We start from the raw sequence: 26,848 nt of genomic DNA on the forward strand, positions 1-26,848 counted from the left end.
AGTGCATTACGATCCAGACGATAGCACCCCATAATAATAGTGAAATTGCAGTGCCCCATAGGCATCCTTTTGCAAATGATGGATTAGTTTGATATCTCATAATGGTCAGCCTCCAAATATAGAATGAGATTGAAAAATATTTGTCCAATCATAGATTGAATCCGTACTAGATTGAATCTGTCAATCTGACAAATGAATCAATTTCTTATAATTACTATATCGGTTGAACTACGGGATAGATGAATAGAGGTTTTGGAATAACATACTCAATCTGTTTTGAAATATAAAATTACAAATAAGGAACAGGAGTGGTAATGATGAATATTACTGTAATAGGTACAGGTTATGTAGGTTTGGTATCAGGTGTCTGCTTTTCAGAAATAGGAAACAACGTACGTTGTGTAGATAAAATTGCTTCTAAGATCGAAACATTGCAAAGCGGTGGCATCCCGATCTACGAACCAGGTCTTCAAGAAATGATGATGAAGAATGTAGAAGCAGGACGATTAACATTTACAACGGACTTGAGTGGGCCAGTATCCGAATCGGATCTCGTGATTATTGCAGTAGGTACTCCACCACTTCCTTCCGGTGAAGCCGATCTACAATATATCGAAGCAGCAGCTCGTGAGATTGCTCTTTCTATGAAAGGGTACACTGTTGTAGCTGTCAAAAGTACAGTCCCTGTTGGAACCAATGAGCGCGTAAATAGCATTATTGCTTCTTTAACAGATCAACCTTTTGATACAGCTTCGATTCCAGAATTTTTACGTGAAGGTTCTGCGGTCAAAGACGCATTCAATCCAGATCGTCTAGTACTTGGTGTACAGACACAACAAGCAGCAGACTTGTTACTTGAATTGCACCGTCCTTTGACTGAAAATCTAGTAGTGACAGATATCCGTAGTGCTGAAATGATTAAATACGCATCCAATGCTTTCCTTGCAACAAAGATTTCATTTATCAACGAAATTGCTAATATCTGTGACAAAGTAGGAGCAGATGTAGACGAAGTCGCTAAAGGTATGGGATTGGATCGTCGGATCGGGCCTTCATTCTTAAATGCAGGTATCGGTTACGGTGGTTCTTGCTTCCCGAAAGATACGCATGCTTTGATTCAAATTGCAGGTAATGTAGAGTATGACTTTAAATTACTGAAATCTGTAGTCGAAGTCAACCAAGCGCAACGCTGGGGAATTGTTGATAAGTTGTTAGAAGCATTAGGTACTTTGCAAGGTAAAAAAATCGCTGTCTGGGGTCTAGCATTCAAACCGGATACCGATGATATTCGTGAAGCACCATCTTTGGAGATTGTACCGAAATTAGTAGAATTCGGTGCCAAACCGCAAGTGTTTGATCCAGTAGCAGCAGAAAACTTCCGTCGTGAATACGATCATGAGTCAATTACTTTTGCAGAGAGTGCGCTAGAAGCGGCTCGTGGTTGCGATGCAGTCTGCTTGTTAACCGAGTGGGGCGAGTTCGTTAATATCGATCTTAAAGAAGTAGAAGCAGTCATGAACCAATCTGTACTTGTAGATGGACGTAATGTGTATAGTGCACAACGTGTCAAAGAAACAGGTTTCGATTACCATTCTATGGGTCGTCCAGCATTGCTTCGTGATAGCTTTATCGCAACTCAATCATAATCATAGATTGTAACCTATAGCAAAAACCGACGCTGAAGTACATCTTCAGCGTCGGTTTTTTTGCTGTTGTATTCAGATATGAGGATCAGAACATCTATTGATCATCATTAGCAAATCAAAGAGCTTCAGGTGTATATCGTAGTTGATGATCAGTATGCTCAATCAGCACTAATCAAGAAAAATAGAATGAAAATTTCACTGGGTATGGGAACGATCTCTTACTACACGCTCTAACAATTGACGAATCAATTGAAGATCTTCTTCTTCTAAAGGCACACCGTCCCAATGAAGCTGGGTATAATTTAAAAATTCGCGTGCATTCGTATTTTGTTGAGCAGGATCAAATTCTTCGGTCAAACCGAGTAAATAATCAGAAGTAGTGCTCAATTTTTTAGCGATAGATTGGATCGTTTCCAAAGTGGGTTGTCTGTATCCGGACTCGTAGCCTGCATACGTGCTTTTGGCTACTCCTACATGATCTGCAACTTCCTTCATCGACATATTTCGCCTTTTGCGAAGTAGTTTGAGGCGTTTGGCGAACAATACAAAAACCCCCTAAATAACCTAAAATGTGTGCGACTTGGATGCTGTTACAGTTAGGAAAAAAGCCGCAGACAATAATACATATTATATCATGTGAAGTTATTATTGCCTATATAAATACAATTCCTAACTAGCTTGTAGTAACAATCATACTCCTTAATTCGACGATATACGTTCTTATACGGCTATATACTAATTTAGTAGATAAATTATAAAGAGTGAAGTCTATTGAATATATATTTTAGTATATATACTGATTAGGTAAAATTGCATATGCTGTTTTATGTAAAATATAAGTATACAACATATAACTTAGCTACTTAGTTAATTATTTACTCAATAACCAAAAATTGTATATACATCATTATATACGTAAAATTAAGGTAGTACGGATCACTTTATATATCGGAATTTAGAAAAATATTATAAATATACTTTAGATATAAATGAATAATAGTTATATAGTCCTAATATACCATTACTTTGATATTCTTTACTATGGTATTTGGACAAATAATCAAAATTGTTACAAATAAATTCATTCCATTTGAAGATTATCTTGCAGGTAGAAGCGAAGTGGACATGATATACTTTAGCTTACTTATATACACTACATTTACCCGGAGAGGAAGATCATCATGGAATTGCTTCGTCAAAAAGTAATCAATGAAGGTATCGTGTTGGAAGGACAGGTTCTTAAAGTAGATTCTTTTCTAAATCATCAAATGGATCCGCTATTGATGAAAGAAATCGGTAGAGCATTTACACAATTATTTGCAGATACTGGCGTAACTACGATTTTGACGATTGAGTCTTCAGGGATCGCGCCTGGCATTATGACAGCCTTAGAATTTGGTGTGCCATTGATTTTTGCACGTAAACAAAAGTCTCTTACTCTTACCGAAGATATCTTTGTAGAAACGGTATATTCCTACACGAAAAAACAAAGCAATGATATCACTGTCTCCAAAAAATTTATAAAACCAGGTGATCGTGTACTGATTATCGATGACTTTTTAGCAAACGGAGAAGCCGCTTCTGGACTTGCTCGCATCGTAAAACAAGCAGGAGCAGAAGTTGTAGGAATCGGCATCGTTATTGAAAAGTCTTTCCAACCTGGTGCACAATTACTGATTGATGAAGGATATCGACTAGAATCATTAGTGCGAATCCGTTCACTAGATAACGGACAAGTTCAATTTGTAGAACTACCTTTATAGATTCACAGTCATGATCGGTTGAATGTCATCGATGTTTGTTAAGCTATTTGGTAGCTTTATCGTATGCTGGATCGCTCGATATCGGTCTAATTTATAGTTGTTTGTAAATTAGGCTTGAGCGATACAGATCGTAACTGAGCAGCATGTGCTTGAGACAGATAGCGTTCAATCAGATCATCTGCAATATAGCTTGATGCCTGAGGAGTCTGAAGAGCACGTAGCTGTGTCTGCATATGTGATAGAACCTCTGGTTGATCCAGTGCCAGTATAAGTCGCTCAGCAAGCGCAGAAGAAGAATCACAGACTTCAGCAGCTTGATGCGATTGCAAGTACAGAGCATTGGCTAATTCTTGTCCGGGTACAGGCTTGAGTAGAAACATAGGTAAGGCGCAATGGATACATTCTGCGACGGTAATTCCTCCAGGCTTGGTGATTACACAATCACTCATCATCATCCACTCATTCATTCGGTCAGTAAAACCTACAATCGTAAAAGCAGGATGTTCACTATAGCGAGTATGTAACTCTTTTAACAAAGATTCATTTTTACCACAGATCACTATCACTTGCGTATCGCTACGCTCTGCAAGTTGGTCACACACTTCACGAACATTTTTGAGCACGCCATAAGCGCCAGCAAGCAATAAAACAGTTTTGTGTTCAGGTCGTAGTTCAGCTTGAATACGAAGTTGCTTGCGCTTAGATACATCGGCTACTGGATGATGTTTATTAAATAGACTCTGATCAAAGTCAGCACGTAAAGGTATACCTGACACACTGATCCGTTCTGAGGGTACACCTTGAGCTAACATATCTTGCTTCATATCGATAGAAGGTACATAGTAATGATCGATATGAGGATGAAGCCAGCGCCCATGTAGATCATAATCAGTCAGTATATTGACAAGCGGCATTGTCAGTTGCCAGCGATTTTTCATCGTAGGCAATACCAATTGTGGAAAAGTATGAATAACCAGATCCGGTTGTTCCTGCTCTAATACAGCTTGCAAGCTTCGTATACCCAACGAATGAAGAGCTTTGCCAAATAACGAAGTAGCTTTCATTTTGCGGGTATTATAATACACCCATCCATATAGATGTGGAATAGTTGTAAAGCTTTGCATATAAATAAACTGAGTTATTTTATTGATCCAGGGATGAGATTCAGCCATTACATCAAGTAATGTTACATGTGGAACACCACGTTCTAATAGACTGGCTTGCAACGATTTGGCAGCTTGATAATGTCCATGACCATAACTTGCATATACGATTAGAATTGATGACGAATTGTGCGACATGCGAACATTCCTTTCTAAGCCAAATGTATTCTATTTCTATAAAAGTAGCTTTTATCGGTTGCTTGAACTTGAGCATAGCACGAGCTGTTATGCATAATCCAATATAGGCTGGATAACAGTAATAAATGGAGAAGCCAAAGTGCTACTCTCTTATTGTTTACCCTATAGCCTCCTTTTAGAGACAACCTTATAGATTGCAGTGATTCACCAACTAAATTACATATAATATACGCGATAGATGCAACAAAGATTCGCCAAAAAATTAACTTATTTCGTACCTTTTTTTAACAAACAAAAGTGCTATAATCCTAAAAAGTATGATATTATAAAATAATAAGGTGCTTAGATAAGGGTTGGCGTTGAACACGTTGCTAACAGCGACCAACACACTAGAGAGGCGCTCACATGCGCAGGGATATACCATATGCGGGTACATCAGCCTTGTACTAAGAAGATAAGAGCATTCAGCCGGATTGATTCAGCATTTATCTTAAAGGGTATGTAATATGTCAGATGCCCGAAGAAAGTGCTAAAAGATCACAGATGAGATACAACTTCATATCTAACTACAAACACACCAAAGGATCTTTTCGGCGTTCTCAAAAACAAGGCACGTTTTGGGAGGGAATTCCATGGCAACTAAAGGACACAACGAAGTCAAGGAAAGTCTACGGGAAATGACACGCATTTTTCGGCCTAAGGATCCAAAGAAATTTGTTAAGGAATATGTTCGCAAGTATCACATAACCGGGGGATACGAAGAAGAACTCACGCTTCTTGTCGAGGATGAACTTGTTAAGTTAGATTCGTCCGTCTCTTGATTACGTATGTAAGCACATGCGACGATTATTGAAAATGTAATGATTATAATTTTATGTAACAACTGAACAATGAATGTGATGATTATTTTCGTAATTTAATGAAAGCAAGACATACCGTCCTTTGGCGACTGACCGCCAGAGGACTTTTTTTGTGCTTTTTTAGCTAGAACAATCATAATCTTAAAAAATAAAAAGGAATATCTTCAAATCTATTGACAGTGTATATATACAATGTATACTGTGTATATAGATATATACAGTATATACACTGAATGGAGGGTATATTGATGAGCGAGAATTTCAAGTATGGTTGGATATTGGCTCGTAAAGATTTTGCGAACAATCGGATGATGTTTGTCTGGTCTACGATCTTTGTACTTTATATGAGCGGCATATTAGGTTTACTTTTTTATACAGGTACACTGGCTGGAAAGAATCACTTTTTACAATCCAGTACAACTGATTTTATTATGCTGATCTGTGCACCGTTGTTAGGAACTGATTTTTCTAGACGAGCATTTCATTTGCAAAAAGAAGATACATACACCAAAAATTTAGTCTATCTTCGTATTTTGCCTGTTTCTTCAACAGCGATTATATGGGGAAGAGTTCAGCAGATGGCACTTATCTTTTTATATAACTGGACATTATTTTTTTCTATTCTCTATATATCAAGAATTCGTTTTGAAGTAGATATTTCATTTATTTCTTATATTGCTTTTGCGCTAACGTGGGCTGGCTTTTGTATAACATTAATAAGTGTTTATTTGTATTTTGAGTTTAGCCTTTCAGGTAAGAATTATATTAAATTCACTTTTATCGTTATTTTTGTATTGATACTATTGTCGATTGGCAGTGTCTGGTTAGACTGGAATATCACCAATACCTTTTTATTGGTAGCTATGAAATATAAATTAGCTTCACCGCTGATGTGGGGTTCTATTGGGATCGGTATAGTGTGTATGATGTTATCTATTTATGGTATTCGGCGTACATTACGGCATAGAGATTTGGTATAAGATAATGTATTTGAGAGTGCAAGGGTTAGGAGGGGTAGAGGTATGAAGATACCTGTGCAGATCAATGAAGACAGTGCTGAACCATTATATCGGCAAGTGGAGAATCAATTACGTTCTCTTATTATTGGAGGAACATTACAAGAAGGTACATTATTACCCTCTATTCGCGAATTTGCAGCCGATCTGAAATGCAGTGTGATTACGATTCGACGAGTCTATCAAGACTTGGAGAATGAAGGATGGTTACGTACACGTCAAGGAACAGGAACCTTTGTGATGAAAGTGGAACAAGGACAACTTACCCAGATGAGCGAAGAGAATGTACGCAAAATTTTAAAGGAAGCGATTCAGAAAAGTACCGCTTTAGGATGGGATCAACAGCAATTACAACAATTGTTTGCAGAACTAATAGAACAACATTTTACAACATAATATCACTATTGAATGATAAGCCTATCATATAGCTAAGGAGGAAACAGCTATGCAGGAACAATCAGTCATTTCATTACATGAAGTCTACAAAACACGAGGTCAGCATACGATTGGACCGATTAATTTTGAATTACCTCAAGGATATATTACGGTTCTTGTTGGTGAAAATGGAGCAGGAAAAAGTACATTGCTGAATCTGATGATGCAGACTATTTATCCAGATCAAGGATGGATGACATGGTTTGGTCAATCCGAGAAAGATGAACTACCTCTTCATATCCGGCAACGAATTGCTTATGTCTCAGAACATTCATCTATAGAAGAAAATCGAATGACTGCTCTGGATGCCGCTAAGTTCCGCTCTCATTGGTATCCCAAATGGAATCAAAAGAAGTTTGAGCAATTGCTAATCGAATTTCAAGTCCCCTCTAATACCAAGTTAAATAAAGTCTCTAAAGGGCAACGGCAAAAATTTGAATTTGCCGCAGCGATCGCTACTACACCGGACTTGTTGCTGATGGATGAACCTTCTTCCGGGTTAGACCCCTTTGCCTGGAAAGATATGATCCGTACTTTACATCAACTTATGGATACTAGCGAGCTTAGTATTCTGATTACAACCCACCGGATGGAAGAGGTTGAGCGACTTGCCGATTATGTCATGCTCATGAATGACGGTATGATTTATGGTATCGAAGAAAAAGATACGTTATACCAAAAATGGAAAGAGATTTGGATCAATGCCGGCGCAGGCGATCCAGACGTTATTCATAGCTTGCACGAGTGTGACGGCATTATCGCATGGGAAGTACAATCCGATCTATCTGTACGTGTCATCACCACTGATGCTATACAATTAGAAACCGCCGCTGCTGAAAATGGAATCTCGATCCAGACCAGAGGACTCGAATGGGAAGACTTATTATATTATTGGAGAAGCGCTTGGCAATATAAGCGCGATCAAGATGCAATGAAAAAATGATTTTTGCTTTAGCAAAATATCTTACGATAAGCGCTTGGCAATATAAGCGCGATCAAGATGCAATGAGAAAATGATTTTTGCTTTAGCAAATCATCTTAAAGGAGCGATCAAGCGATGAAACCATTGGTATTGAATCAAATTATCAAACATTATGCAGGGACAACAGCCGTAGATCAACTTTCCTTAGAAGTAGAAGCAGGTGAAATTTACGGCTTACTAGGAGCAAATGGAGCAGGTAAAACGACAACCATGCGAATGGTACTGGGACTGATTTATCCAGACGAAGGTGAGATTTTGTATGATGGCAGACCATATCGGACAGACTTACAACACAAGATGGGCTATCTACCAGAAGAACGTGGATTGTATCCCAAAATTAAAATCAGTGATCAGCTCGTTTATCTAGGGCAACTACGTGGTATGACTCATAAAGATGCTGTACAAAGTCTTAAAAAGTGGTTGGAACGATTTGATGCGATGGAGTATCTTGATAAGCGGATCGAAGAACTATCCAAAGGAAATCAACAGAAAATGGGATTTATCGCTGCGGTGATTCATCATCCCAGTATTCTTATTCTGGATGAAGCATTTAGCGGGCTTGATCCGGTGAACGTGGAAATGCTCAAAGAAGTAATTCAAGAATTGCGAGATGAAGGAACAGCGATCTTATTTTCAACTCACCGGATGGAGCATGTAGAAGAATTATGCCGGAATATGACTATACTTCGTCGCTCTAAGCCTGTACTACAAGGGAATTTGAGAGAGATCAAGCATACGTATCCGCGTGAAAAAGTCGTATTGCGTACAGCTCATCCACTTGTAGGCTTACAAGAGATATCAGGAGTTACCCACGTAGAACCGCAAGATGAAAATGGTCGCTATCTGATTCATATTGATCAAGAGGAAGCCACACAACAGATTTTACAATTAGCGATGCAACAGGGGAGTGTAGAACAGTTCGAGATCAAAGAGCCAACATTAAATGAAATCTTTATTAAGGTGGTGGGAAATAATGAATAAGCTAGGGCATGTTATTAGCTTTACCTATCGTAATAAAGTCAAAAATAAATCCTTTCGTTGGACAACGTTATCACTTGCAGTGTTATTGGTGATTGGATTAAATATCCCGTATTTTATTCAATTGTTTTCAGGTAACAACGGGGAAGATAATATGAAGATTGCGATCGCAAGCAGCAATTATGATGAGATTGCTACTCAGATTCAGCAAGCAGCGCAAAAGCAACAACAAGCAACTTCTTCGTCGATAGCCAATCTAGCCACAAATTCAACGAATGACTCACAGGATACACAGCTACAATGGCAAGATCAATTTGCATCTGAAGATACGTTGCGCCAGCAAGTAGAAGATGGAAAGATTGGCGGCTATCTATTATTACAAAAACCAACACAAGGCGATCCTGCATTTCCTGATGTTACGTATGTTAGTGAAAAAAATGATGTAGTGATACAAAGTCTGTTACAGACCGCTACACAAACAGCCAAAGTACAATATATTGCCGCAGGCAAGCTAACAAATACACAGTTGGAACAGATCGGCACGCCGGTTACAGTCAATCATACTTCTCCAGATGATCTTAACGGCAAAGCAGAAGCCCAAAAAGAAAATCCATTAAAGGCTAATACCGAAAATTATATTCTAGTCTATTTATTGATGGTGCTCTTTTTCTTCTCGCTTACGATTACAGGCAATATGATTGCATCCGAGATTACAGCCGAAAAAAGCTCACGCGTTATGGAGATATTAATTTCTAGTCTGTCTCCGTTAACGCAAATGTTCGGGAAGATTATCGGTGTTTTCCTAGTCGGACTGACACAAATTGCTTCTTATGGTATTGTGATCGCTATTAATTTATCGCTACCTTATTATCAAGAAGTACTATCTAACTTCGATCTACATGTAAGCAATTTATCTTTGAACGTAGTCGGATTCGGATTGTTATATTATGTGCTAGGTTACTTCTTGTATGCGACCTTATTCGCAGCTATCGGATCAATCGTAAGTCGTACAGAAGATTTGGGACAAGCGATATCACCGATCACGATGTTAACATTAGCTGCTTTTTATATCGGAATATTTAGTATCTCCAATTCAGATTCGTTGTTAATGCGTATCTCTTCTTATATTCCATTTTTTGCTCCAACAACAGTAATTGTACGTATCGGTCTTGGATCAATGCCAATCTGGGAAATAGCGATCTCAATTGCGATTTTACTGGTATCTATTTTGTTCTTTGGCTGGTTATCTGCCAAAATTTATCGCACCGGTGTATTGATGTACGGCAAACGTCCAAGCTTGAAAGAACTACGTAAAGCGATGAAATCTTATAAAATCTAGTAAGTAAGAGGTGTACTATTATGAAAAAAAGCAATAACACAAAATGGATGAATTATAGTAAATTGGCGTTAGCTCTAGGGGCACTAACAGTGGTGATTACAGCTTGTAGTGGTAATAGTAATAATACAGCAGAGCCTGCGACAACAGTAGAGACGACTACGCCGACTACAACTACAGAACAACCAACTGCTTCTACAGCCAAACTGACCGCAGAAGACATTCCGACAGCATTATTAAAAGGTCAATATAAAGAAGTGTATGCTCAATTTAGTGATAATTTTAAAAAGCAAATCACAGAAAAAGACTTTATAAGTTCAGCCGAAGCATCGCTTCAATCTGTAAAAAAATTCAATAAAGCCGCAGATATGGAGATCAACGATGCCGATGTTCGTTCATGGGTCAGTGATTCAGGTGATCTAGGGCTGAATGTAACGATAGATAAGCAAGGAAGTATTCTAGGGCTACAAGCCAAAGCACTAGCACCAGCAACGACTACAGATAAAGTAACAACCAAAAATGAATATGCGTTTCCGTTTAAAGGCGATTGGTTTGTGTTCTGGGGTGGAAATAATGCGTTGATTAATTACCATTATGAATACGAAAGTCAGCGTTATGCGTATGATTTTATTCAGCGCAAAGATGGATTTTCTTACAAAGGTGATCCACTCAAAAATGAAAGCTATTATGCTTTTGGACAACCGCTATATGCACCTGCGGATGGTAAAGTCGTATCAGTATTAAGTAATATTCCAGATAACGAACCCGTAGGTAAAATGAATCCCAAAGTTCCAGCAGGTAATGAAGTGGTGATCGCTCACGCGAATGGGGAATACAGCGTAATCGGTCATATGAAAAAAGGATCGGCGTTGGTAAAAGTCGGAGATATGGTGAAAACAGGCGATCAGTTAGGATTGGTTGGGAACTCCGGTAATTCCAGCGAAGCCCATTTGCATTATCAGGTGTCGGATGGAGCGGATCTGTTCAAGTCCAAAGCAATTCAGATCAAGTGGCAAGATGGAAGTAAGCCTGTGCAGGGTGAGACAATTACAGCCAAATAAATCAACGATCATAAAAAGGATAGTCATGATGACTATCCTTTTTGTGTTCTGCAAAATAAAACGATAATGCAACTTGGAAAAGATGTAGATGTTGTTCTTTGAGTAAAATTCTGATGTTGATTAGTGCGGTTGTATGAGTTGAGTAATATGTTCTGCTACACGTTGTTGTGTTAGTGAAGTTTGTTCAGCAGTATGCATGGTAACCGCGTCATTAATCATATTGGCATAAATTTGTACATACAAAATACGTTCATCAGCATGCATGTCCTGCATAGCGATATTCAAATAATGCTTGAGTTCAACAATTAATTTAGAAGAAAGGAGAGGGATGATTTTATGATAGTTGCGACGACATTTCTTTTTGACTTGTTGGTGATATTCAAATGCTGCGAATACTAATTGCATCATATGTTCTTTGGTAAATGCATAGACTCCATGAGTATGTTGTTCAATCAGTTCTCCCGCTGATTTTTTGATAATCTCATCCAATAATTCATATTTGTCCTGAAAATGAGCATAGAATGTTGCCCTATTGATTTGAGCTCGTTCAGTTAAGTTTTGTATCGTTATTTTATCAAAATCTTTTTCTTCCATTAATTCAAAAAGTGCTTCAAAAATCGCTTCTCTTGTTCGAGTGTTACGTATATTTTTTACTTTCAGCCCCATAGATATAACTCCTTTTTTTTAAACCAACACATTGCTTGTATTGTTGGTTGTTCCGCTACGCTGTTCTAGATAAGATTGAACTACTAAAGCAACTACTGTTGTAATAGTATACTGCTACGAAGGTGGTTAGTCTATTCAGAACTATTAAAGAGCAACACCTTATTCAACTAACCATGTAATCGATGGCAAAGTCATTAACAATAAAAATGTGGAGGAATTAGATATGAAACTTACAGGGAATACGATTTTTATTACAGGTGGCGGTTCAGGAATTGGACGTGCATTAGCAGAAGCATTACATCATCTGGGTAACAAAGTCATTATTTCAGGTCGAAGAAAAGAGCGTCTGGCGGAAGTTCTGAGTGCTAACCCCGGCATGTCGGCAGTTGAATTGGATATACAGGATCTATCCAGTATTGAAGCAACAGCCAAGCAACTTATTCAGGACTTCCCCGATGTGAATGTGTTATTTAATAACGCGGGTATCATGCTTTTCGATGAGGCTATAGGTGTAATGAACGAAGAGATTCTGATTTCAACGGTATCTACAAACTTACTTGGACCGATCCGAATAACATCTTCATTGATCGAGCATTTGAAGTCTAAAGAAGACGCTGTGATCATCAATACGACTTCTGCGGTTGGATTTATTCCATATGCAGCGACTGCGGTATATTCGGCGACCAAAGCAGCACTTCATTCCTACACATTATCTCAACGGTATTTGTTGAAAGATACGACAGTAAAAGTATTAGAAATTATAACACCTGGCGTTCAAACAGAACTTATGACAGATCTTAGTAAAGATCCACACGCTATGCCACTTGAAGCCTTTATTAAAGAAACGATACGATTACTGGGTACAGATGCAGAAGAAGTAATAGTCGAGCAAGCAAAAATGATTCGGGATCAACAAGGTCCTAAAGAAGGTGCTTTCGTGACTCAACTTAACGATATGGCATCACAAACAGGAATAGATCAATAAGTATTTAATGTTATAGTACCTAATAATGAAGTAAAACGGTATGATCTAAATTAAGTAGAAATAGGCAAGTTCTATTATAGGATAAGACATGTGCAATACGAGCTTTTACTTTATAAATAGCAAATACTCTAATACAAAAAAAGAATAAATAAAGCGGAAAAAAGAACACCAGATGTATATGCTGGTGTTCTTTACATACCGATTTGGCAATAACGACATCAAGTTAAACAAGCCAGCGTAATATCATTTGAGCGACAGATTTATGACATTGTGTAGCTATAGAAAGGAGCAACTCTTTTCCAAACTAATTCTTAGTATTATATAAATTGATCTCTACAAATAGCTTTTATAAAAAGCGCTATCATAAATATCATAGTAGTTACAGGCAATCTTAATATTCTCTTGCATAATTCGACATATTCGTTTACGATTTCCCCATAAAGTAGTGCTTCAGACATATGATTTTTGGGTATGCGTCTTCAAAAAGTTTGCTTTGATTAGAGGGGAAGAAAGCGAATGGTCGGTTTTTTTAGAAAAAAGTTGGTGCTACGTATTATTGCTTTTGTCACATTAGTAATTACTATTATTGTTGTTGGAAGTATATTACTACAGATAGCTAATATGAGATCCGCAGCACAAGGAGCGATTTCCAGTTACAATATTCAGATCGCTCAAAGTTATGTAAACCAGTTAGACAAAGCATCGTATGCGACATTTGCTCAAGATCCCAAAGAAAATGATATGTTTTTGAAGATTCGTGATGAATTGAATGATTTTCGTGAACGTATTGGAGCGATGTATGTTTATTTTGTCAAAATAGATGATAAAGGTACACCGCTAATTATGATAGATGGAATGAAAGATCCTGATAAAGCATCAGCGATCAATGAAGTGACCGATATTCCTGTAGAAGCGATTCAAAAGTTACAGCAAGGACAAACAGCAAGTTCCCCTGTTATTAACAATCCCGAATATGGCAACTATATTTCATCGTATGCACCGATTCTTGATTGCAATGGTGTACTTATAGGTGTTCTTGGTATTGATACAGCCGTCTCGATCATCGGAAGTGTAGAATCCGATATTATCAAACAAAGTCTTCCATTCTATGCTTTGCTGGTCTTGATTACGATTGTAGGAATAGCGCTGGTGATGTGGTTTATTATTAGAGGATTACGTCCGCTGAAGCCGCTCAAAGTAAGTGTAGAAAAAATGGCACAAGGCGAGCTTGCCGCAGCCCATCAGATTTTAACGTCGTATCGTTTGCGGAGTGAAGATGAGATAGGAGCCACTTATCAGGCGATGATGCACATGTCAGGTCATCTGAATAAAATGGTAAGTGATATGGTAGAAGGTGTAGCTGTAACGACAGATATTTTATCAGAATCGACCAAGCAATTTAACCATAATACTCAAGCAATGTTAGCTATGAGTACAACAGTCGATCAATCGGTCGAACAGATTAGACATGGAGCACGTACCCAAAAACAAGGTGCAAGCGACAGTGCACATGCGATGGAAGAGATTGCTAAAGGCATCACAGATATATCGGAATCATCTATGGCGGTATCGGACGCGGCTACAAGTGCGCTCACGACCGCAGAATCAGGTAAACAAAGTATGTCCCTTATGAAAAAGCAGATGGAGCATATTTCAGATGTGTCGGGTAAAGTGGTGTTGAGAGTAGAAGTGTTAACCAATTATTCACAGGAGATTGGTACTGCATTACAAGCGGTACATGACTTTGCCAGTCAGACCAAGTTGTTAGCGTTAAATGCTTCTATAGAAGCGGCACATGCAGGTGAACATGGTAAAGGATTTGCTGTAGTTGCGGATGAAGTCAGAAAGCTTGCAGAAGCTTCAAGTACTTCTATGGAAAATATCTCGAACTTATTATTGCATATTCAACAAGAATCTCAGCAGATTGGTTCACAGGTTGGAGTCACTGCACAAGAAATTGGACAAGGGGTTAGATTGACCGCAGAAGCAGAGTTGGCATTTGCTCAGGTGTTAGATACGTTCCAGACAGTAACTGAACGTATCCAAGAAGTTTCTACAGCAGCCGAAGAAATATCGGCAGGTTCGGAAGAAGCAGCGGCTTCTGTTCACACGATTGCTCAGATTTCGGTAGAAGTATCTGAGCATTCGGATGAAATCTATCGCTTAATCCGTGAACAATCAGCCATGTTCGAAAGTGTAGGGCAGACATCGACTGTATTAGAACAACAGACTCATGAAATGAGCAAAGCGATCAAAACAGTGAAAGTCTAATGATGGATTGATAAAATGATGGTATGATTTAGAAGTACAAATATATAGTAACGATTACGTAAAAATTTGCTTTCATATCTAAGCAGCAAAAAAAGTAGTTGATGCAATGGTTCAAAAGATCGGGTCAGGTTCTCAACATATAAAATAAACACCCCAAAAAGTAGAGTGCATCGTCATATGCCTTCTACTTTTTTTAGATAGTTGGGATAGTAAAAGTTGTATCATTTGGATGAATACATAGAATACAATAATTGTAGAGTTACATACCAAGGAGAGATAAAGAAATGAAGTCTATACCGTCGATCAGAGAACGTTATGATCTGCTATTTACAGATGATGTGATTGCACCACAAGCAGTAGCGAGAATAGAACAGCAACTACAGTTGCAATTACCAGACGATTTTAAAGAGATCGCTTCATTTTATAATGGAGGCTTGCTTGGGGGCATTTCTATATTTAGTTATAACGATCATCATCCTAATTTGATCGAAGAAACGCTTCGCTTGCGAAAAGATATTCAGCTTCCCCATTCTTTTCTCTTTTTAGCAGAGCCTGCGGAAAGCATGATCGTACTGGATACAGCACAGACTCCAGCAGTGATCTGGTGCGATAGTATAGATGCACATCACCTGCATAACCGCTCATTTCAGATAGCCCCGGATACATGGAATACGTTTAGTGACTTTTTTGAATATCTACTGACACAAGAAGAGGAAGAACAAGAACAATAAACGGAAACGCTGAACAAAATCTAGAGGAGTTGTATAACAGAACAATTGAAGACGGAGCAGATTTGAAGTTACATCTATCTACAGATATACACTGCTTCTTCCATATCGACCTGCAAGTAGATGTATATCTTTCCATATTGATCTACAATAAATAACATCGGAAAAAGGATATGTAGCGTAGTGGAGGGAACCTATGGATATTGAGCAGGAGAAAAAGTATAGATATTTGATTCGTATATTTGGAACGATAGCACTGATAATTACCAGCTATAATGAATATGTAAGTTATGGAGCGATGAATCAGTACGGAACCTTATTGATATTGCTTCTGTATACATTGATTATTTGGGTTCCGACCATATGGCGTAGCCGAACGATCTATATCATACTTTCGATTATCATTATTAGTACCGCTTTATATCTGCATTATCGATATGGGTCTGTTAATTCAAGTCTGTTATGGCCGTTATTGTTTTTGAGTATATTTATTAATCGCGATTATCGGTATGTTACGATTGTCGTCAGTCTGGTAACGATTATTGTGATTGCGTTAGTATATGCTTTTTCTTTTGGTAGCTTGCTCGCGATTATTGGTATTTTCCTGGTTGTACGCAGTTCTCAGATACGTCAAAATGCACACGCTTTAACGAAATCACATTTGGATCAATTGGATCAAGCACATCAAGAGTTACAAGAAGCTCATCTAGAATTGCAAGAAGCAAGCGCACATTCAGTACGTTATGCGGCGTTGGAAGAACGAACTCGTCTGGCACGAGAAATACATGATGGATTAGGGCATCAATTGACATCGCTTATTATTCAGCTACAAGCTTTGGAGATTATGCAATCGACCGAACCAGAGCATATGCCAGAGCGTATCAAACAACTGATCTTGATTGCTCGTCAAGCACTGACAGAAGTACGTATAGCAGTGAAAGAATGGTCAAATGATGAGATGGGGTTAGGATTGGTCGCTTTGAAAGGATTGATCGCGCAGACAGGGCAACGCTCAGTGCTCAAGCTTACTTTTATCGAAGATTCTCCGATTACCGAATGGTCGCTTCAGACCAGTATTGTATTGTATCGAGTACTGCAAGAATCGTTAACCAATGTGCTCCGTCATGCACAAGCAGATACTGCTTCTGTGCATATTGAAGAGAAAGATCATAAGGTGTATTTGCGAATTTCAGATAATGGCATATATACCGGTACAGATACAGTCAACATAGGTTATGGATTAAAAAATATGATAGAACGCTGTGAGCAACAGGGCGGAACCTGTCAATTTGAACCTGTTGTACCTCATGGTTTCTCTATTCAAGCTGTGATACCTATCGGAAATCCAATTCAATCCTAAGGAGAAATAATCATGAGTGTTCCGTCTACGATTCGAATCGTGCTTGCAGATGATCAGCCAATTGTACGTCAAGGATTACAATATATTATTAATGCTCAGCCTGATATGGAGTGTGTCGGTGAAGCCAGTAATGGACATCAAGCATTAGAAGTCACACTAGAACAACAACCTGATATGGTATTGATGGATATTCAGATGCCTGAATGTTCTGGCTTAGAAGCAACTGAACACATTTTGCGTGTATTGCCTGATATGAAAATCGTATTGCTGACTACTTTTGATGTACAGGATTATATTAAGGAAGGAATTCGCGCAGGGGCTACCGGATTTCTACTCAAAGATGCAGATACTCAAGAATTACTGGCAGGGATTCGTGCGGTGTCTAAAGGAGAAGCCTTATACAAAACGCCACTTGCTAGTAAAGCACTGGCAGAAGCATTGCAAAAAGCAGAATCCTCACAGCGACCATCTTCAGCCAAGTATGAACTGATCGAACCGTTGACCGATCAAGAATTGATTGTGTTACAACAGATGGCGTATGGCAAACGTAATTCAGAAATTGCGCTAGCGTTACATATTTCACATGGAACTGTCAAAACGCATGCTCATCGTATTTTTCAAAAATTAGATGTCGAAGATCGGACACAAGCGGTAGTGCTCGCAATACGACAAGGTTTAGTACAATAAGTGAAGAAATTAGGTATATCGCTAGATAGATACCGGACTGCTGAAAGATCAACCTGCAAGTAGACGTATACCGCCGATAAGACCCTTAGAATAAAGATATCATCAGATTCTAGGAGGTCATTATATGTATTCAAATGTAGGTACAGCATTAATTGTGATTGCTATTATTGTGTGGGTTGTTTTTCGTCAATTGCGTCCCAAACCGGTCAAAAAAATATTTTTTGTTATTTTACCGTTGCTTGCTTTGTATGAGATGTATCAGACATTTCCGCAATCATCTGTCCCTGTATCGCAGTGGATTGAATGTATTCTAGTTGTCATAGCCGCTTTGATCGCGGGAACGATTCAGGCATGGCATAGCAAAGTGTATATGCAGAATCAGATTGTATATGTTCAAGGAACTAAGATTACACTGATCACATGGGCAAGCTTTATCATTGTTCGACTGGGATTAGGTTTTGCTTTTGGCGAGTTCGCTACAGGGTATCATCGTATTCAGTGGATATTGTGGGCGGGGATTGCTGTTATTTTTGCTACTCGCAGTCTGATCTTATATGCCAAATTTCCAGAGATTAAGCATGTATTCGCATCTTCCAAAGTAAACGGATGACCACTCATATCTATATCAAGAAGCACTCGTATAAGATCAGGAATCTTTCTTGTAGGAGTGCTTTTGCTAGTTAAGATCCCTTTATTTGTAACAAAGTATAAATATAAAGAAATAATGTATTGTACTTGAAAGCGGATTATGTAATATTTAAAAGGACACGTTTGGCTTTGGATGAACATTATACATTCAAAGGGAGTTATATCATGAAAAATTGGCACAAAAAAATGCTTTCGCTTGTTTTGGCGGCAGGGTTACTTGCGACAGCTTCACCTGCGATGGCGGCTACATCTTCACAGCCATTAATCGTGAAGGTGAACGATCAGAAGGTTCAATACAGTAAAGGGATTGCACCAACAGTCCAACAGAAAGTTACATTGGTTCCACTTCGTTCGACATTACAAGCGATGAAGATTCAATTATCCAATGTATCCAAAGACAGCATTACTGTTGTAGCTAATGGTAAAAGTGTAACCGTTAAAAGTAAACTAGCTAAAATCAATGGTACTGCTTATGTGCCTATTCGTACATTTGCTGAATTAACTGGTTATACGGTGATTTGGAATGCCAAAACACGTACGATTCAGTTGACTTCACCTCCTGTTGCACCTACTCTTCCTGTAGAAGAAACTAATACCCCTCCAGTAGATACAACGATTGCTCCTACAGAGAATACAGCACCACCGGTAGTGACTCCAGACCCTAGCAGTACGATAACACCAACACCTGCACCATCTACAGAAACTGCCGATACAGGTGGTCGTGGATTTATGTGGGAAGTACAAAATAACGGAAATACCGTGTACTTGGTCGGTTCTATACATATTGCCAATGAAAGTTTTTATCCGCTACGAAAAGAATATGAGCAAGCTTTCGCAGAAGCTAATTATCTTGGCGTAGAAGTAGACATTACACAAATTTCGGATGAAGCGATGCAAAAACGTGTTTTGGAAATCGGTGAGTACAAAGATGGAAGCAGATTGCAAGATCATCTGTCGACGTATACGTATGCCAAATTAGGCAAAGCGCTTCTAGCTAACGATTGGAAACGAGATGCGTTAGATCATTTCAAGCCGTGGGTAGCAGATATGATTGTTAGTTCTTTTACTCCAAGCGATCCAAAATACAAATCTGCAGATGGTATCGATCTACACTTTATTCAAAAAGCTGCAGAACGCAAAATTACAGTAATGGAATTAGAATCGCAAGATTCTCAGCTGAATATGCTTAATAACTTCTCTGATGAATTACAAGAACAAATGCTGTACTCTACACTGTATGATCTGGACAATCCCAATCAAGCTGATCTGAATGAAAGTACAGATGAAGCCGCAGAAATGTGGAAAACAGGCGATGAGAAAAAATTGCTAGAATTAACAAACAGTACGGCTGGTAATGAAGAATATAATAAAGCGATGCTGGTTGATCGCAACGTTGGAATGGCGCAAAAAATTGATGGCTATCTGAAAAGCGGTGGCAATCAGAAATACTTTATCGTTGTCGGTGCTGCGCATTATCTAGGAAACGATGGTATTATTCATTTGCTTGAGAAAAAAGGATATACCGTTACAAGAAAATAACAACTGTAAGCAGTATAAATAGCTATACGATCTTAGATTCAAATATATCCAAAACATAAACGTGCTCCAAAAGACCACCTCATTTCGTAGTGAATGGAGTGGTTTTTTGTTGCAAATGCAATAAAAATAAGATATATTAAACATAATAATTGTTGCATTTACAACAAAATGATCAAAAGGAGAATATAATGAAAGAGATTCTTCGAGAAATTGGAATGATTGCTAGAGCTTTAGATAGCATCAGCAATATTGAATTTAAAGAGTATGCGCTCACCAAAGGTCAATATTTGTATCTGGTACGTATCTGTGAGAACCCGGGTATCATTCAGGAAAAATTAGCAGAAATGATCAAAGTCGATCGTACCACTGCCGCTCGTGCTATCAAAAATCTAGAAGCTAATGGATTTGTACAAAAAAAAGAAGATCCATATAACAAAAAAATCAAAAAACTGTTTCCTACGTCTAAAGGAGAACAGATTTATCCTTTGATCAAAAACGAAAATGATTATTCTAATCTAATAGCATTGGAAGGATTATCAGAACAAGAAAGCGATCTACTGTTCGATCTTCTACAAAAAGTAAGAAAAAACGTAGAAAAAGATTGGACTTTTGTCAAAAAAGGCAATAAACGAAATTATAAATAATTGTGAAAGGAATAGATAAACGATATGAATATTACAATAAGAGCGTGTAAATTAGAAGATGTAGAAGTATTACAACAGATCAGCTATGAGACTTTTAATGAAACATTTCGAGACCAGAACTCTCCCGAAAATATAGATCATTATTTGGAGAAAGCATTCAATATTCCGCAGTTGGAAAAAGAATTAACCAATCCATCGTCACAGTTTTTTTTCGCTTATATCGATCATGATCTTGCAGGTTATCTCAAAATCAATACCGATCAAGCACAATCGGAAGCGATAAGCGAAGATAGTCTGGAGATTGAACGAATCTATATCAAGCAATCTTTTCAAAAGCATGGAGTAGGCAAACGATTATTTCACCATGCACTTCAGATCACGCAACAACAAGATAAGCAACAAATATGGCTTGGGGTATGGGAAAAGAACGAAAAAGCTATCGCCTTCTATCAAAAAATAGGGTTTGTACCCACAGGGCAACATTCTTTCTATATGGGTGATGAACAGCAGACTGATCTAATTATGACCAAAAGACCACTTACCGTATAAACGGAAGTGGTCTTTTGATATTAAACTTTTGATATTGAACTACAGTATTAATATGAAAATTTGGCAGTGTACGTATCCATTTCTTTGTGAAACTGTGTAAGTACTTTGTTGGCAATCGCTAATTGAGTATTTGCTTTTTTTAGTACGCTAGGATCTAATTTCTTTGTGGATAAATATTTTTGGAAAAGTAGCATGCCTTGTAGTTGATAGTTAGCACCTTTTACATATATTTTGTGCATACGAGCCAAGTCTTTGTTTGGCGTATAGACTTTTTGTACTCCTTTCACAAACTTTTTATAGTTTGGAAGAGCAATACCTGTAATTTCTACATAAGAAGGACGATGATCGGATGCTTTGAATTTTTTGTTCTCTTTAAAAATAGTCATACCGATCTGCTCATATTCTTGTAGAGGCTCTAGCTGTTCATCATAATCTACATAGTCATGATAGGCTTGCTTGTATTTAGCAGGCACATGGCTATCATCATAACCATAATTAGAAGAAGTTGCTGCATGAGTGGACTGAAGAGGTGCAACCAATAACGTACTTTGTACGATCAAAAAGGTGAGCGTTACTATCCACAATAATCTAGCTTTCACGTTACTATATAATCCCCTTTCACAAATGTATTTTAGAATTCTTATTATAGCATAGGTTGATTTTGTCATTTCCTGTTACTATTTGTATCGTCATTTTTTATTATTTTTTTAGACAGTTAGCAAGCACTATTTAGAATAAAAATGATCAAAGTATCAGAATTGCTCAGCATAATCCGAAATTTCTTGGTGGAATTCTAAGCGTAACGCATTAGCAACATTCATTTTTTCTAGTGTATATCTTCTAATTAAAGCACCCAATAATGTGAATGTATAATAATAGCAGTGCTTGGTATGTAGTAGAAAAGGTTAACATATAAAGAGCGAATCTTTAAAATAGACTAAAGCTTGGTAATTGTGCAATGTTGACGAGTAATCTACCGTATGATATATCGTGCTTTGCTATCTTGTTAGGGAAAAGGAAGTGTACACATGGTCAAAAGAGTAATTGTCACAGGTGGTAGTGGATTAGCTGGTAAGTGGGTAGTGCAAGAATTATTTGAGCAAGGATATGAAGTACTCAATCTAGATCGAGTTCCTTTAGAGCATCCTCATGTACGGACACTGATTACAGACCTTACCGATGCAGGGCAAGTATTTAATGCACTAGCCAGCCCTACGATTGATAAAAGTTACCATGAATCGATAGCACCGCAACCGATTGATGCGATAGTGCATCTGGCAGCGATTCCTCAAATTCACACCTATCCAGACAATGAAGTCTATCGTATTAATGTCATGAGTACGTACAATATATTAGATGCGGCAACCAAATACAATATTCCTAAAGTCATTCTGGCTTCCAGCGAAACGACATATGGCACTTGTTTTGCAGATGAACATCGTGATCCAGATTATTTCCCGTTAGATGAAGATTACAATATTAATCCGATGGATAGCTATGCGACATCCAAAGTCGTTAACGAAGTGACAGCCAAAGCTTTTCAGACCCGTACAGGCATAGACATATACTGCTTTCGGATCGCAAATGTGATTGATCCTTCCAAATATGCCGATTTCCCTGCGTACTTCGCCGATCCTATTCAGCGTAAACGGATTACTTGGAGCTATATTGATACGCGCGATTTAGCACTAGCATGTCGATTAGCAGTGGAAACGGATGGACTGGGCTTCCAAGTGATGAATATTGCAGCGAATGATGTTTCGTCTGACAAACCAACCAAAGAGTTATTAGCTGCCTATTATCCAAATGTACCTTTGAAAAAAGAACTGGATGAATATGAGACATTAGTAAGCAATGCTAAAGTGAAAAGACTACTTGGATTTGAGCAACAACATTATTGGAGATCTTATGTAGATACTGAATAAGTATCCTATAAATATACAAACAAAAGGGTATAGCTGATCGTGGCTACACCCTTTTTGTTCGTGATTTATAATCTAATACGGTGAATAGTACTGTGATAGCTGAAGCGATTTATTGGGAAAATTGAGCATTGTACAAGGCGATTTTGTCATTAAACTCACTGATTAATTGTTGACCTTGAGTGAATTTTATATTCGCTTTTTTGATAATCGTCGGGTCGGGGTTTTGTTTGGAGACGTATTTTTGAAAAAGGATCATACCTTCTAATTGAAATGTAGTTCCTTTGATCAATTGAGCATGTATGGTGGAGAGATCGGTATTATTAGGCTTGATTTGTTTGATTCCGCTTAGAAATTTTTTGTAATTGGGAATCGCAATAGTGGTCATCTCGCTGTATGCTTGCTTACGTGTAGATGCCAGTACTTTTTTATATTTATTGAGGATAGTTGCAGCTTTGGTCTCGTAAGGAACCCATTCTTTATATTGATTGTAATACTGTACATAATCGTTAAAAGCCTGCTCTAATTCAGGAGCAATTTCGTTATACGTATCCTCTTCTACATAACCAGGTTCAGGTGTAGAAGGGCTCTTATTAGATAGAGTTGTATTTGTTGCTGCATGTATCGTAGCGGGTAGGTTAAGCACAGGAATAAACGTAAATAACACCACCATAATGATCACCAACAACGATTGCTTTTTCATAAATACTAAAGTCTCCTTTGTACCTTTTTTTCTATAAAAATCCATTTATAAAGGTATCATACCAGAAATAAAGCACAAAGAGGTAACACTAAAATAACACAATCCCTATAACGGCTGAACCGGCTATCACCATTAAAGGGTGAAGCTTGTAGCGGATAATCGCCCAGAAGGCTGCTATTCCGATCAATAACGTAGCTATCGTTGTCCAGCTCATAATCACATCAGCATGATTAGACAGACCAAAATGGATCGCTGCGTAAGCAATCAATCCGGTAATAATCGGGCGTAATCCGTAGAAGGAAGATTGTACCCATCGATTGGAATGGATTCGGTAAAAAAAGGCTGCTAATACAATAACAACAATCAGCGAAGGCAGAACAATACCGCTTGTAGCGACAATAGCGCCTGTTAAGCCAGCAGTCTTATAACCGATTAAAGTTGCGCTGTTGGTAGCGATTGGCCCGGGGGACATTCCTGCAAGTGAGACTGTACTTTGAAATTGTTCATCGGTCAGCCATCTATACCGACTTGATTCATATTGGATCATCGGGATCACTGCATAACCGCCGCCAAATGAACTAAAGCCAATTTTCAAAAAGCTTATAAAAAGTTGCCACAATACCATAATCTCTCCTCCTTAGATATAATATTCAATCGTCGGTGGAATATGATCATGTGTGGCTTTTTCGGTACGTGCGGTTAATCCTAATTTCTTTTTGGCTTGAATAATTAAGATACCGATTCCGAGTCCAAATAAAATCATAAAGATCGGATTCAACCCTGTAATAAGCAGAGTAATCAAAGCGCCGGTAGCTACCACAATTGTAGACCGATCAAATAATGCATTTTTCCCCATCCGATAAGCGGCGACAGCAATCAGTCCGATGACAGCACCATGTATTCCTTGAAAAGCAGCTTGTACTTTAGGCTGATCTTGAAAAACAGAATAAAACGCACTGAGTGCAAATACAATAAAAAAGGTAGGTAATGTAATCCCCAGTACAGCAGCGATAGCACCGGGAATCTTACCCATACGATACCCGAGAAACGTAGAAGCATTCACTCCAACACCACCAGGAGCAGAACCTGCAATCGATAATAGATCGCTCATTTCCTGTGCATCTATCCAATTTCGCTTGTGTACCACTTCTCGTTCTAATATCGGAATCATCGCATAGCCACCGCCAAATGTAGCAGGGCCAATTTTGAAAAAGATCCAAAATAAATTCCATAGTAAATGTATTTTTAACTGAAACGTTTCAGTCCAATAAGTTTTCATGACGTTCACTCCACTCTTAGTTACCAGTATATCATCTTTTAATCATTTTGAAATAAACTTTGAAGGTTGATCTTGTAAATGTTTCTGATCGTACTTAAAACGTTTGCTTATAAATGAAAAAAAGGTTATAAAATAAGTGTATTTCTATTCTTTCTTTCTCAATGATAAAAAGTGGTCAAGGTGATGGTTACACGTTACAATGAAGGCAGATTTTAACCTTGAAGCGGATTGAGAGCGGTATACGGCTATATGCTAGAGAAAGGAAGAAGATATGAATACATTTCAATTTCCAATGAAAATGGTCAAACGGCAAGTCTATGATCGGATTGCGACACAGGATCATATTTCTAAAACAGAGTTATTGCAAGAAATGGATATTACCAGTAGCAGTCTAAATCGTATTTTAGATGAACTCGAACGAGAAGGATGGATTACTGAATCAGGTCAGGGGCAATCTACAGGTGGACGACGACCTACATTGTATCGTATCAATCCTACCCATCGTTATATTATAGGATTGGAGATTTCGCGGGTCTATTCGGTATTAGGATTATATGATCTTCATATGAATACGATTGTGTCGTATCGCTGGTTTATGGATGAACAGATGACTCCTGAGCGTCTGATCGATTATGTAGAAGAACGAATCGATTGGATGCTTAATGATTATCAGTTAACGTTAAGTCAGATTATCGGTATAGGGATAGGTGCAGTAGGGCCTCTTGATCGGGAAAAAGGCATAATCTTGAATCCTGTTTATTTTCCAGCGACCGGTTGGAAAGATGTAGCGATCTGTCAGATGATTAATGAACGTACTGGATTAACCGCAGTGCTTGAAAATGGAGCAAATACCGCATTGATAGGTGAACACTGGGCAGTTCGAGATGAGAATATGCAACATATGTTATTTGTAAATGTAGGCGCCGGGATACGTTCGGCGATGATGTCTGGTGGACAACTGGTACGTGGAGCTGTAGATCGTGAAGGCTCGATTGGACAGATGATTATTCAGACCGATGGCGACAAGTTACATGATCAAGGAAATTATGGCGCGCTGGAAGCTTTTGCTTCAGTACAAGCGTTAGAACAGCAAGTCAGACAGCGAATCAAGCTAGGGATGGATATCTGGGAAGCGGCGCAAGATTTAACACCGGAGCAGATTCATTTTGATACTTTAATTACAGGTCTAAATCAAGGCAATTTGTTTTTGCAAGAATTGTTTACGCGGTCTGCTAGTTATATGGGGATTGGACTTGCTAATTTGATTAATATTTTATTGCCAGAGAAAGTAATTCTGGGTGGTGCACTCATTAATGCTGATCCTTCTTACTATGAGCAAGCGATAGCTGTTGCTCGCAAAAAAGTAGGTTATGATAACAGTTACCAGCCCATCTTTTCCAAAGGCGTATTGCAAGAAAGAGCTGTAGCCGTAGGAGCTGCTGTGATGATTTTGCAACAGATGGAATTGTAATTTAATCTGTTCGATTGA

The 26,848-nt window shown here is 38.2% G+C and carries 27 protein-coding genes; 20 read left to right on the forward strand and 7 right to left on the reverse strand.

The features are described 5' to 3' along the window. Positions 1 to 317 precede the first annotated feature (317 nt). On the forward strand, positions 318 to 1,646 hold the full coding sequence (locus ACFSGI_RS01060) for a UDP-glucose dehydrogenase family protein (RefSeq protein ID WP_204826535.1): 1,329 nt from the start codon (positions 318 to 320) through the stop codon (positions 1,644 to 1,646). Positions 1,647 to 1,841: 195 nt separating this feature from the next. On the opposite strand, the gene ACFSGI_RS01065 is transcribed toward ACFSGI_RS01060, so the two are convergent. Beyond that, on the reverse strand, positions 1,842 to 2,189 hold the full coding sequence (locus tag ACFSGI_RS01065) for a helix-turn-helix domain-containing protein (protein ID WP_204826536.1): 348 nt from the start codon (positions 2,187 to 2,189) through the stop codon (positions 1,842 to 1,844). 638 nt (positions 2,190 to 2,827) lie between these two features. On the opposite strand from ACFSGI_RS01065, the gene ACFSGI_RS01070 reads away from it, so the two are divergent. After that, on the forward strand, positions 2,828 to 3,409 hold the full coding sequence (locus ACFSGI_RS01070) for a xanthine phosphoribosyltransferase (RefSeq protein WP_204826537.1): 582 nt from the start codon (positions 2,828 to 2,830) through the stop codon (positions 3,407 to 3,409). A gap of 86 nt (positions 3,410 to 3,495) precedes the next feature. On the opposite strand, the gene ACFSGI_RS01075 is transcribed toward ACFSGI_RS01070, so the two are convergent. Continuing rightward, entirely contained in the window at positions 3,496 to 4,710 is a 1,215-nt protein-coding gene (locus tag ACFSGI_RS01075; RefSeq protein WP_204826538.1) for an MGDG synthase family glycosyltransferase, read from the reverse strand. A gap of 632 nt (positions 4,711 to 5,342) precedes the next feature. Between ACFSGI_RS01075 and ACFSGI_RS01080 the strand changes: the two genes are divergently transcribed. From ACFSGI_RS01080 to ACFSGI_RS01110, 7 genes are all read left to right on the forward strand, one after another. Beyond that, complete coding sequence (locus ACFSGI_RS01080; protein WP_069329489.1) at positions 5,343 to 5,531, forward strand: hypothetical protein; 189 nt, start codon at positions 5,343 to 5,345, stop codon at positions 5,529 to 5,531. A 287-nt stretch (positions 5,532 to 5,818) separates the two neighbouring features. Next, entirely contained in the window at positions 5,819 to 6,550 is a 732-nt protein-coding gene (locus ACFSGI_RS01085) for a hypothetical protein (protein WP_204826539.1), read from the forward strand. A gap of 42 nt (positions 6,551 to 6,592) precedes the next feature. Further along, a complete protein-coding gene (locus tag ACFSGI_RS01090) occupies positions 6,593 to 6,982 on the forward strand; it encodes a GntR family transcriptional regulator (RefSeq protein ID WP_204826540.1) in 390 nt (129 codons plus the stop codon). Between the two features lie 49 nt (positions 6,983 to 7,031). Further along, complete coding sequence (locus ACFSGI_RS01095; protein WP_204826541.1) at positions 7,032 to 7,964, forward strand: ATP-binding cassette domain-containing protein; 933 nt, start codon at positions 7,032 to 7,034, stop codon at positions 7,962 to 7,964. 114 nt (positions 7,965 to 8,078) lie between these two features. Further along, positions 8,079 to 8,984 (forward strand): ABC transporter ATP-binding protein, encoded by a 906-nt coding sequence (locus tag ACFSGI_RS01100; protein WP_204826542.1) that lies wholly within the window; start codon positions 8,079 to 8,081, stop codon positions 8,982 to 8,984. Beyond that, entirely contained in the window at positions 8,977 to 10,320 is a 1,344-nt protein-coding gene (locus ACFSGI_RS01105) for an ABC transporter permease (RefSeq protein WP_204826543.1), read from the forward strand. The genes ACFSGI_RS01100 and ACFSGI_RS01105 overlap by 8 nt, the downstream gene beginning before the upstream one ends. Positions 10,321 to 10,340: 20 nt before the next feature. Continuing rightward, the gene (locus ACFSGI_RS01110; protein WP_379282203.1) at positions 10,341 to 11,378 is read left to right on the forward strand and encodes a peptidoglycan DD-metalloendopeptidase family protein; all 1,038 of its coding nucleotides are present in this window, start codon (positions 10,341 to 10,343) and stop codon (positions 11,376 to 11,378) included. A gap of 120 nt (positions 11,379 to 11,498) precedes the next feature. Here ACFSGI_RS01110 and ACFSGI_RS01115 read toward each other — a convergent pair whose 3' ends face one another. Then, complete coding sequence (locus ACFSGI_RS01115) at positions 11,499 to 12,044, reverse strand: TetR/AcrR family transcriptional regulator (protein ID WP_204826544.1); 546 nt, start codon at positions 12,042 to 12,044, stop codon at positions 11,499 to 11,501. A 223-nt stretch (positions 12,045 to 12,267) separates the two neighbouring features. Between ACFSGI_RS01115 and ACFSGI_RS01120 the strand changes: the two genes are divergently transcribed. From ACFSGI_RS01120 to paiA, 9 genes are all read left to right on the forward strand, one after another. After that, positions 12,268 to 13,029, forward strand: coding sequence for an SDR family oxidoreductase (locus tag ACFSGI_RS01120; protein ID WP_204826545.1), 762 nt, complete (start codon positions 12,268 to 12,270; stop codon positions 13,027 to 13,029). Between the two features lie 516 nt (positions 13,030 to 13,545). Further along, positions 13,546 to 15,300: a methyl-accepting chemotaxis protein gene (locus ACFSGI_RS01125; protein WP_204826546.1), complete on the forward strand. Its 1,755-nt coding sequence runs from the start codon at positions 13,546 to 13,548 to the stop codon at positions 15,298 to 15,300. Between the two features lie 284 nt (positions 15,301 to 15,584). Beyond that, entirely contained in the window at positions 15,585 to 16,031 is a 447-nt protein-coding gene (locus ACFSGI_RS01130) for an SMI1/KNR4 family protein (RefSeq protein ID WP_204826547.1), read from the forward strand. A gap of 193 nt (positions 16,032 to 16,224) precedes the next feature. Next, the gene (locus ACFSGI_RS01135) at positions 16,225 to 17,388 is read left to right on the forward strand and encodes a sensor histidine kinase (protein ID WP_204826548.1); all 1,164 of its coding nucleotides are present in this window, start codon (positions 16,225 to 16,227) and stop codon (positions 17,386 to 17,388) included. A gap of 12 nt (positions 17,389 to 17,400) precedes the next feature. Continuing rightward, positions 17,401 to 18,075: a response regulator transcription factor gene (locus ACFSGI_RS01140; protein WP_204826549.1), complete on the forward strand. Its 675-nt coding sequence runs from the start codon at positions 17,401 to 17,403 to the stop codon at positions 18,073 to 18,075. A gap of 124 nt (positions 18,076 to 18,199) precedes the next feature. Continuing rightward, positions 18,200 to 18,685 (forward strand): DUF1453 family protein, encoded by a 486-nt coding sequence (locus ACFSGI_RS01145; protein ID WP_204826550.1) that lies wholly within the window; start codon positions 18,200 to 18,202, stop codon positions 18,683 to 18,685. Positions 18,686 to 18,888: 203 nt separating this feature from the next. Then, on the forward strand, positions 18,889 to 20,262 hold the full coding sequence (locus ACFSGI_RS01150; protein WP_204826551.1) for a TraB/GumN family protein: 1,374 nt from the start codon (positions 18,889 to 18,891) through the stop codon (positions 20,260 to 20,262). Between the two features lie 188 nt (positions 20,263 to 20,450). Beyond that, a complete protein-coding gene (locus ACFSGI_RS01155) occupies positions 20,451 to 20,906 on the forward strand; it encodes a MarR family winged helix-turn-helix transcriptional regulator (protein ID WP_204826552.1) in 456 nt (151 codons plus the stop codon). A gap of 24 nt (positions 20,907 to 20,930) precedes the next feature. Then, positions 20,931 to 21,455 carry a spermidine/spermine N(1)-acetyltransferase gene (paiA, locus tag ACFSGI_RS01160; RefSeq protein WP_204826553.1) on the forward strand — a complete coding sequence of 175 codons (525 nt, stop codon included), beginning with the start codon at positions 20,931 to 20,933 and terminating at the stop codon, positions 21,453 to 21,455. A gap of 47 nt (positions 21,456 to 21,502) precedes the next feature. Here the strand turns inward: paiA and ACFSGI_RS01165 are convergent, their stop codons facing one another. Further along, a complete protein-coding gene (locus tag ACFSGI_RS01165) occupies positions 21,503 to 22,054 on the reverse strand; it encodes a hypothetical protein (protein WP_204826554.1) in 552 nt (183 codons plus the stop codon). Between the two features lie 429 nt (positions 22,055 to 22,483). Between ACFSGI_RS01165 and ACFSGI_RS01170 the strand changes: the two genes are divergently transcribed. After that, positions 22,484 to 23,380, forward strand: a complete 897-nt coding sequence (locus ACFSGI_RS01170; protein ID WP_204826555.1) for an NAD-dependent epimerase/dehydratase family protein — start codon at positions 22,484 to 22,486, stop codon at positions 23,378 to 23,380. A gap of 109 nt (positions 23,381 to 23,489) precedes the next feature. Here ACFSGI_RS01170 and ACFSGI_RS01175 read toward each other — a convergent pair whose 3' ends face one another. From ACFSGI_RS01175 to ACFSGI_RS01185, 3 genes are all read right to left on the reverse strand, one after another. After that, a complete protein-coding gene (locus tag ACFSGI_RS01175) occupies positions 23,490 to 24,080 on the reverse strand; it encodes a hypothetical protein (RefSeq protein WP_204826556.1) in 591 nt (196 codons plus the stop codon). An 88-nt stretch (positions 24,081 to 24,168) separates the two neighbouring features. Beyond that, the gene (locus tag ACFSGI_RS01180; protein ID WP_204826557.1) at positions 24,169 to 24,705 is read right to left on the reverse strand and encodes a chromate transporter; all 537 of its coding nucleotides are present in this window, start codon (positions 24,703 to 24,705) and stop codon (positions 24,169 to 24,171) included. Between the two features lie 12 nt (positions 24,706 to 24,717). Beyond that, complete coding sequence (locus ACFSGI_RS01185; RefSeq protein ID WP_204826558.1) at positions 24,718 to 25,359, reverse strand: chromate transporter; 642 nt, start codon at positions 25,357 to 25,359, stop codon at positions 24,718 to 24,720. A gap of 271 nt (positions 25,360 to 25,630) precedes the next feature. On the opposite strand from ACFSGI_RS01185, the gene ACFSGI_RS01190 reads away from it, so the two are divergent. After that, complete coding sequence (locus tag ACFSGI_RS01190; protein WP_204826559.1) at positions 25,631 to 26,830, forward strand: ROK family protein; 1,200 nt, start codon at positions 25,631 to 25,633, stop codon at positions 26,828 to 26,830. Positions 26,831 to 26,848 lie beyond the last annotated feature (18 nt).

It is taken from the genome of Paenibacillus nicotianae, assembly GCF_042681745.1.
Lineage (GTDB): Bacteria > Bacillota > Bacilli > Paenibacillales > Paenibacillaceae > Saccharibacillus > Saccharibacillus nicotianae.

Excerpts from the sequence above, each read along its gene's own strand:
- ACFSGI_RS01060 (WP_204826535.1), top strand. The coding sequence starts at position 318 with ATGAATATTACTGTAATAGGTACAGGTTATGTAGGTTTGGTATCAGGT.
- ACFSGI_RS01070 (WP_204826537.1), top strand. The coding sequence starts at position 2,828 with ATGGAATTGCTTCGTCAAAAAGTAATCAATGAAGGTATCGTGTTGGAA.
- ACFSGI_RS01075 (WP_204826538.1), bottom strand. The coding sequence starts at position 4,710 with ATGTCGCACAATTCGTCATCAATTCTAATCGTATATGCAAGTTATGGT.
- ACFSGI_RS01080 (WP_069329489.1), top strand. The coding sequence starts at position 5,343 with ATGGCAACTAAAGGACACAACGAAGTCAAGGAAAGTCTACGGGAAATG.
- ACFSGI_RS01085 (WP_204826539.1), top strand. The coding sequence starts at position 5,819 with ATGAGCGAGAATTTCAAGTATGGTTGGATATTGGCTCGTAAAGATTTT.
- ACFSGI_RS01090 (WP_204826540.1), top strand. The coding sequence starts at position 6,593 with ATGAAGATACCTGTGCAGATCAATGAAGACAGTGCTGAACCATTATAT.
- ACFSGI_RS01095 (WP_204826541.1), top strand. The coding sequence starts at position 7,032 with ATGCAGGAACAATCAGTCATTTCATTACATGAAGTCTACAAAACACGA.
- ACFSGI_RS01100 (WP_204826542.1), top strand. The coding sequence starts at position 8,079 with ATGAAACCATTGGTATTGAATCAAATTATCAAACATTATGCAGGGACA.
- ACFSGI_RS01105 (WP_204826543.1), top strand. The coding sequence starts at position 8,977 with ATGAATAAGCTAGGGCATGTTATTAGCTTTACCTATCGTAATAAAGTC.
- ACFSGI_RS01110 (WP_379282203.1), top strand. The coding sequence starts at position 10,341 with ATGAAAAAAAGCAATAACACAAAATGGATGAATTATAGTAAATTGGCG.
- ACFSGI_RS01115 (WP_204826544.1), bottom strand. The coding sequence starts at position 12,044 with ATGGGGCTGAAAGTAAAAAATATACGTAACACTCGAACAAGAGAAGCG.
- ACFSGI_RS01120 (WP_204826545.1), top strand. The coding sequence starts at position 12,268 with ATGAAACTTACAGGGAATACGATTTTTATTACAGGTGGCGGTTCAGGA.
- ACFSGI_RS01125 (WP_204826546.1), top strand. The coding sequence starts at position 13,546 with ATGGTCGGTTTTTTTAGAAAAAAGTTGGTGCTACGTATTATTGCTTTT.
- ACFSGI_RS01130 (WP_204826547.1), top strand. The coding sequence starts at position 15,585 with ATGAAGTCTATACCGTCGATCAGAGAACGTTATGATCTGCTATTTACA.
- ACFSGI_RS01135 (WP_204826548.1), top strand. The coding sequence starts at position 16,225 with ATGGATATTGAGCAGGAGAAAAAGTATAGATATTTGATTCGTATATTT.
- ACFSGI_RS01140 (WP_204826549.1), top strand. The coding sequence starts at position 17,401 with ATGAGTGTTCCGTCTACGATTCGAATCGTGCTTGCAGATGATCAGCCA.
- ACFSGI_RS01145 (WP_204826550.1), top strand. The coding sequence starts at position 18,200 with ATGTATTCAAATGTAGGTACAGCATTAATTGTGATTGCTATTATTGTG.
- ACFSGI_RS01150 (WP_204826551.1), top strand. The coding sequence starts at position 18,889 with ATGAAAAATTGGCACAAAAAAATGCTTTCGCTTGTTTTGGCGGCAGGG.
- ACFSGI_RS01155 (WP_204826552.1), top strand. The coding sequence starts at position 20,451 with ATGAAAGAGATTCTTCGAGAAATTGGAATGATTGCTAGAGCTTTAGAT.
- paiA (WP_204826553.1), top strand. The coding sequence starts at position 20,931 with ATGAATATTACAATAAGAGCGTGTAAATTAGAAGATGTAGAAGTATTA.
- ACFSGI_RS01170 (WP_204826555.1), top strand. The coding sequence starts at position 22,484 with ATGGTCAAAAGAGTAATTGTCACAGGTGGTAGTGGATTAGCTGGTAAG.
- ACFSGI_RS01175 (WP_204826556.1), bottom strand. The coding sequence starts at position 24,080 with ATGAAAAAGCAATCGTTGTTGGTGATCATTATGGTGGTGTTATTTACG.
- ACFSGI_RS01180 (WP_204826557.1), bottom strand. The coding sequence starts at position 24,705 with ATGGTATTGTGGCAACTTTTTATAAGCTTTTTGAAAATTGGCTTTAGT.
- ACFSGI_RS01185 (WP_204826558.1), bottom strand. The coding sequence starts at position 25,359 with ATGAAAACTTATTGGACTGAAACGTTTCAGTTAAAAATACATTTACTA.
- ACFSGI_RS01190 (WP_204826559.1), top strand. The coding sequence starts at position 25,631 with ATGAATACATTTCAATTTCCAATGAAAATGGTCAAACGGCAAGTCTAT.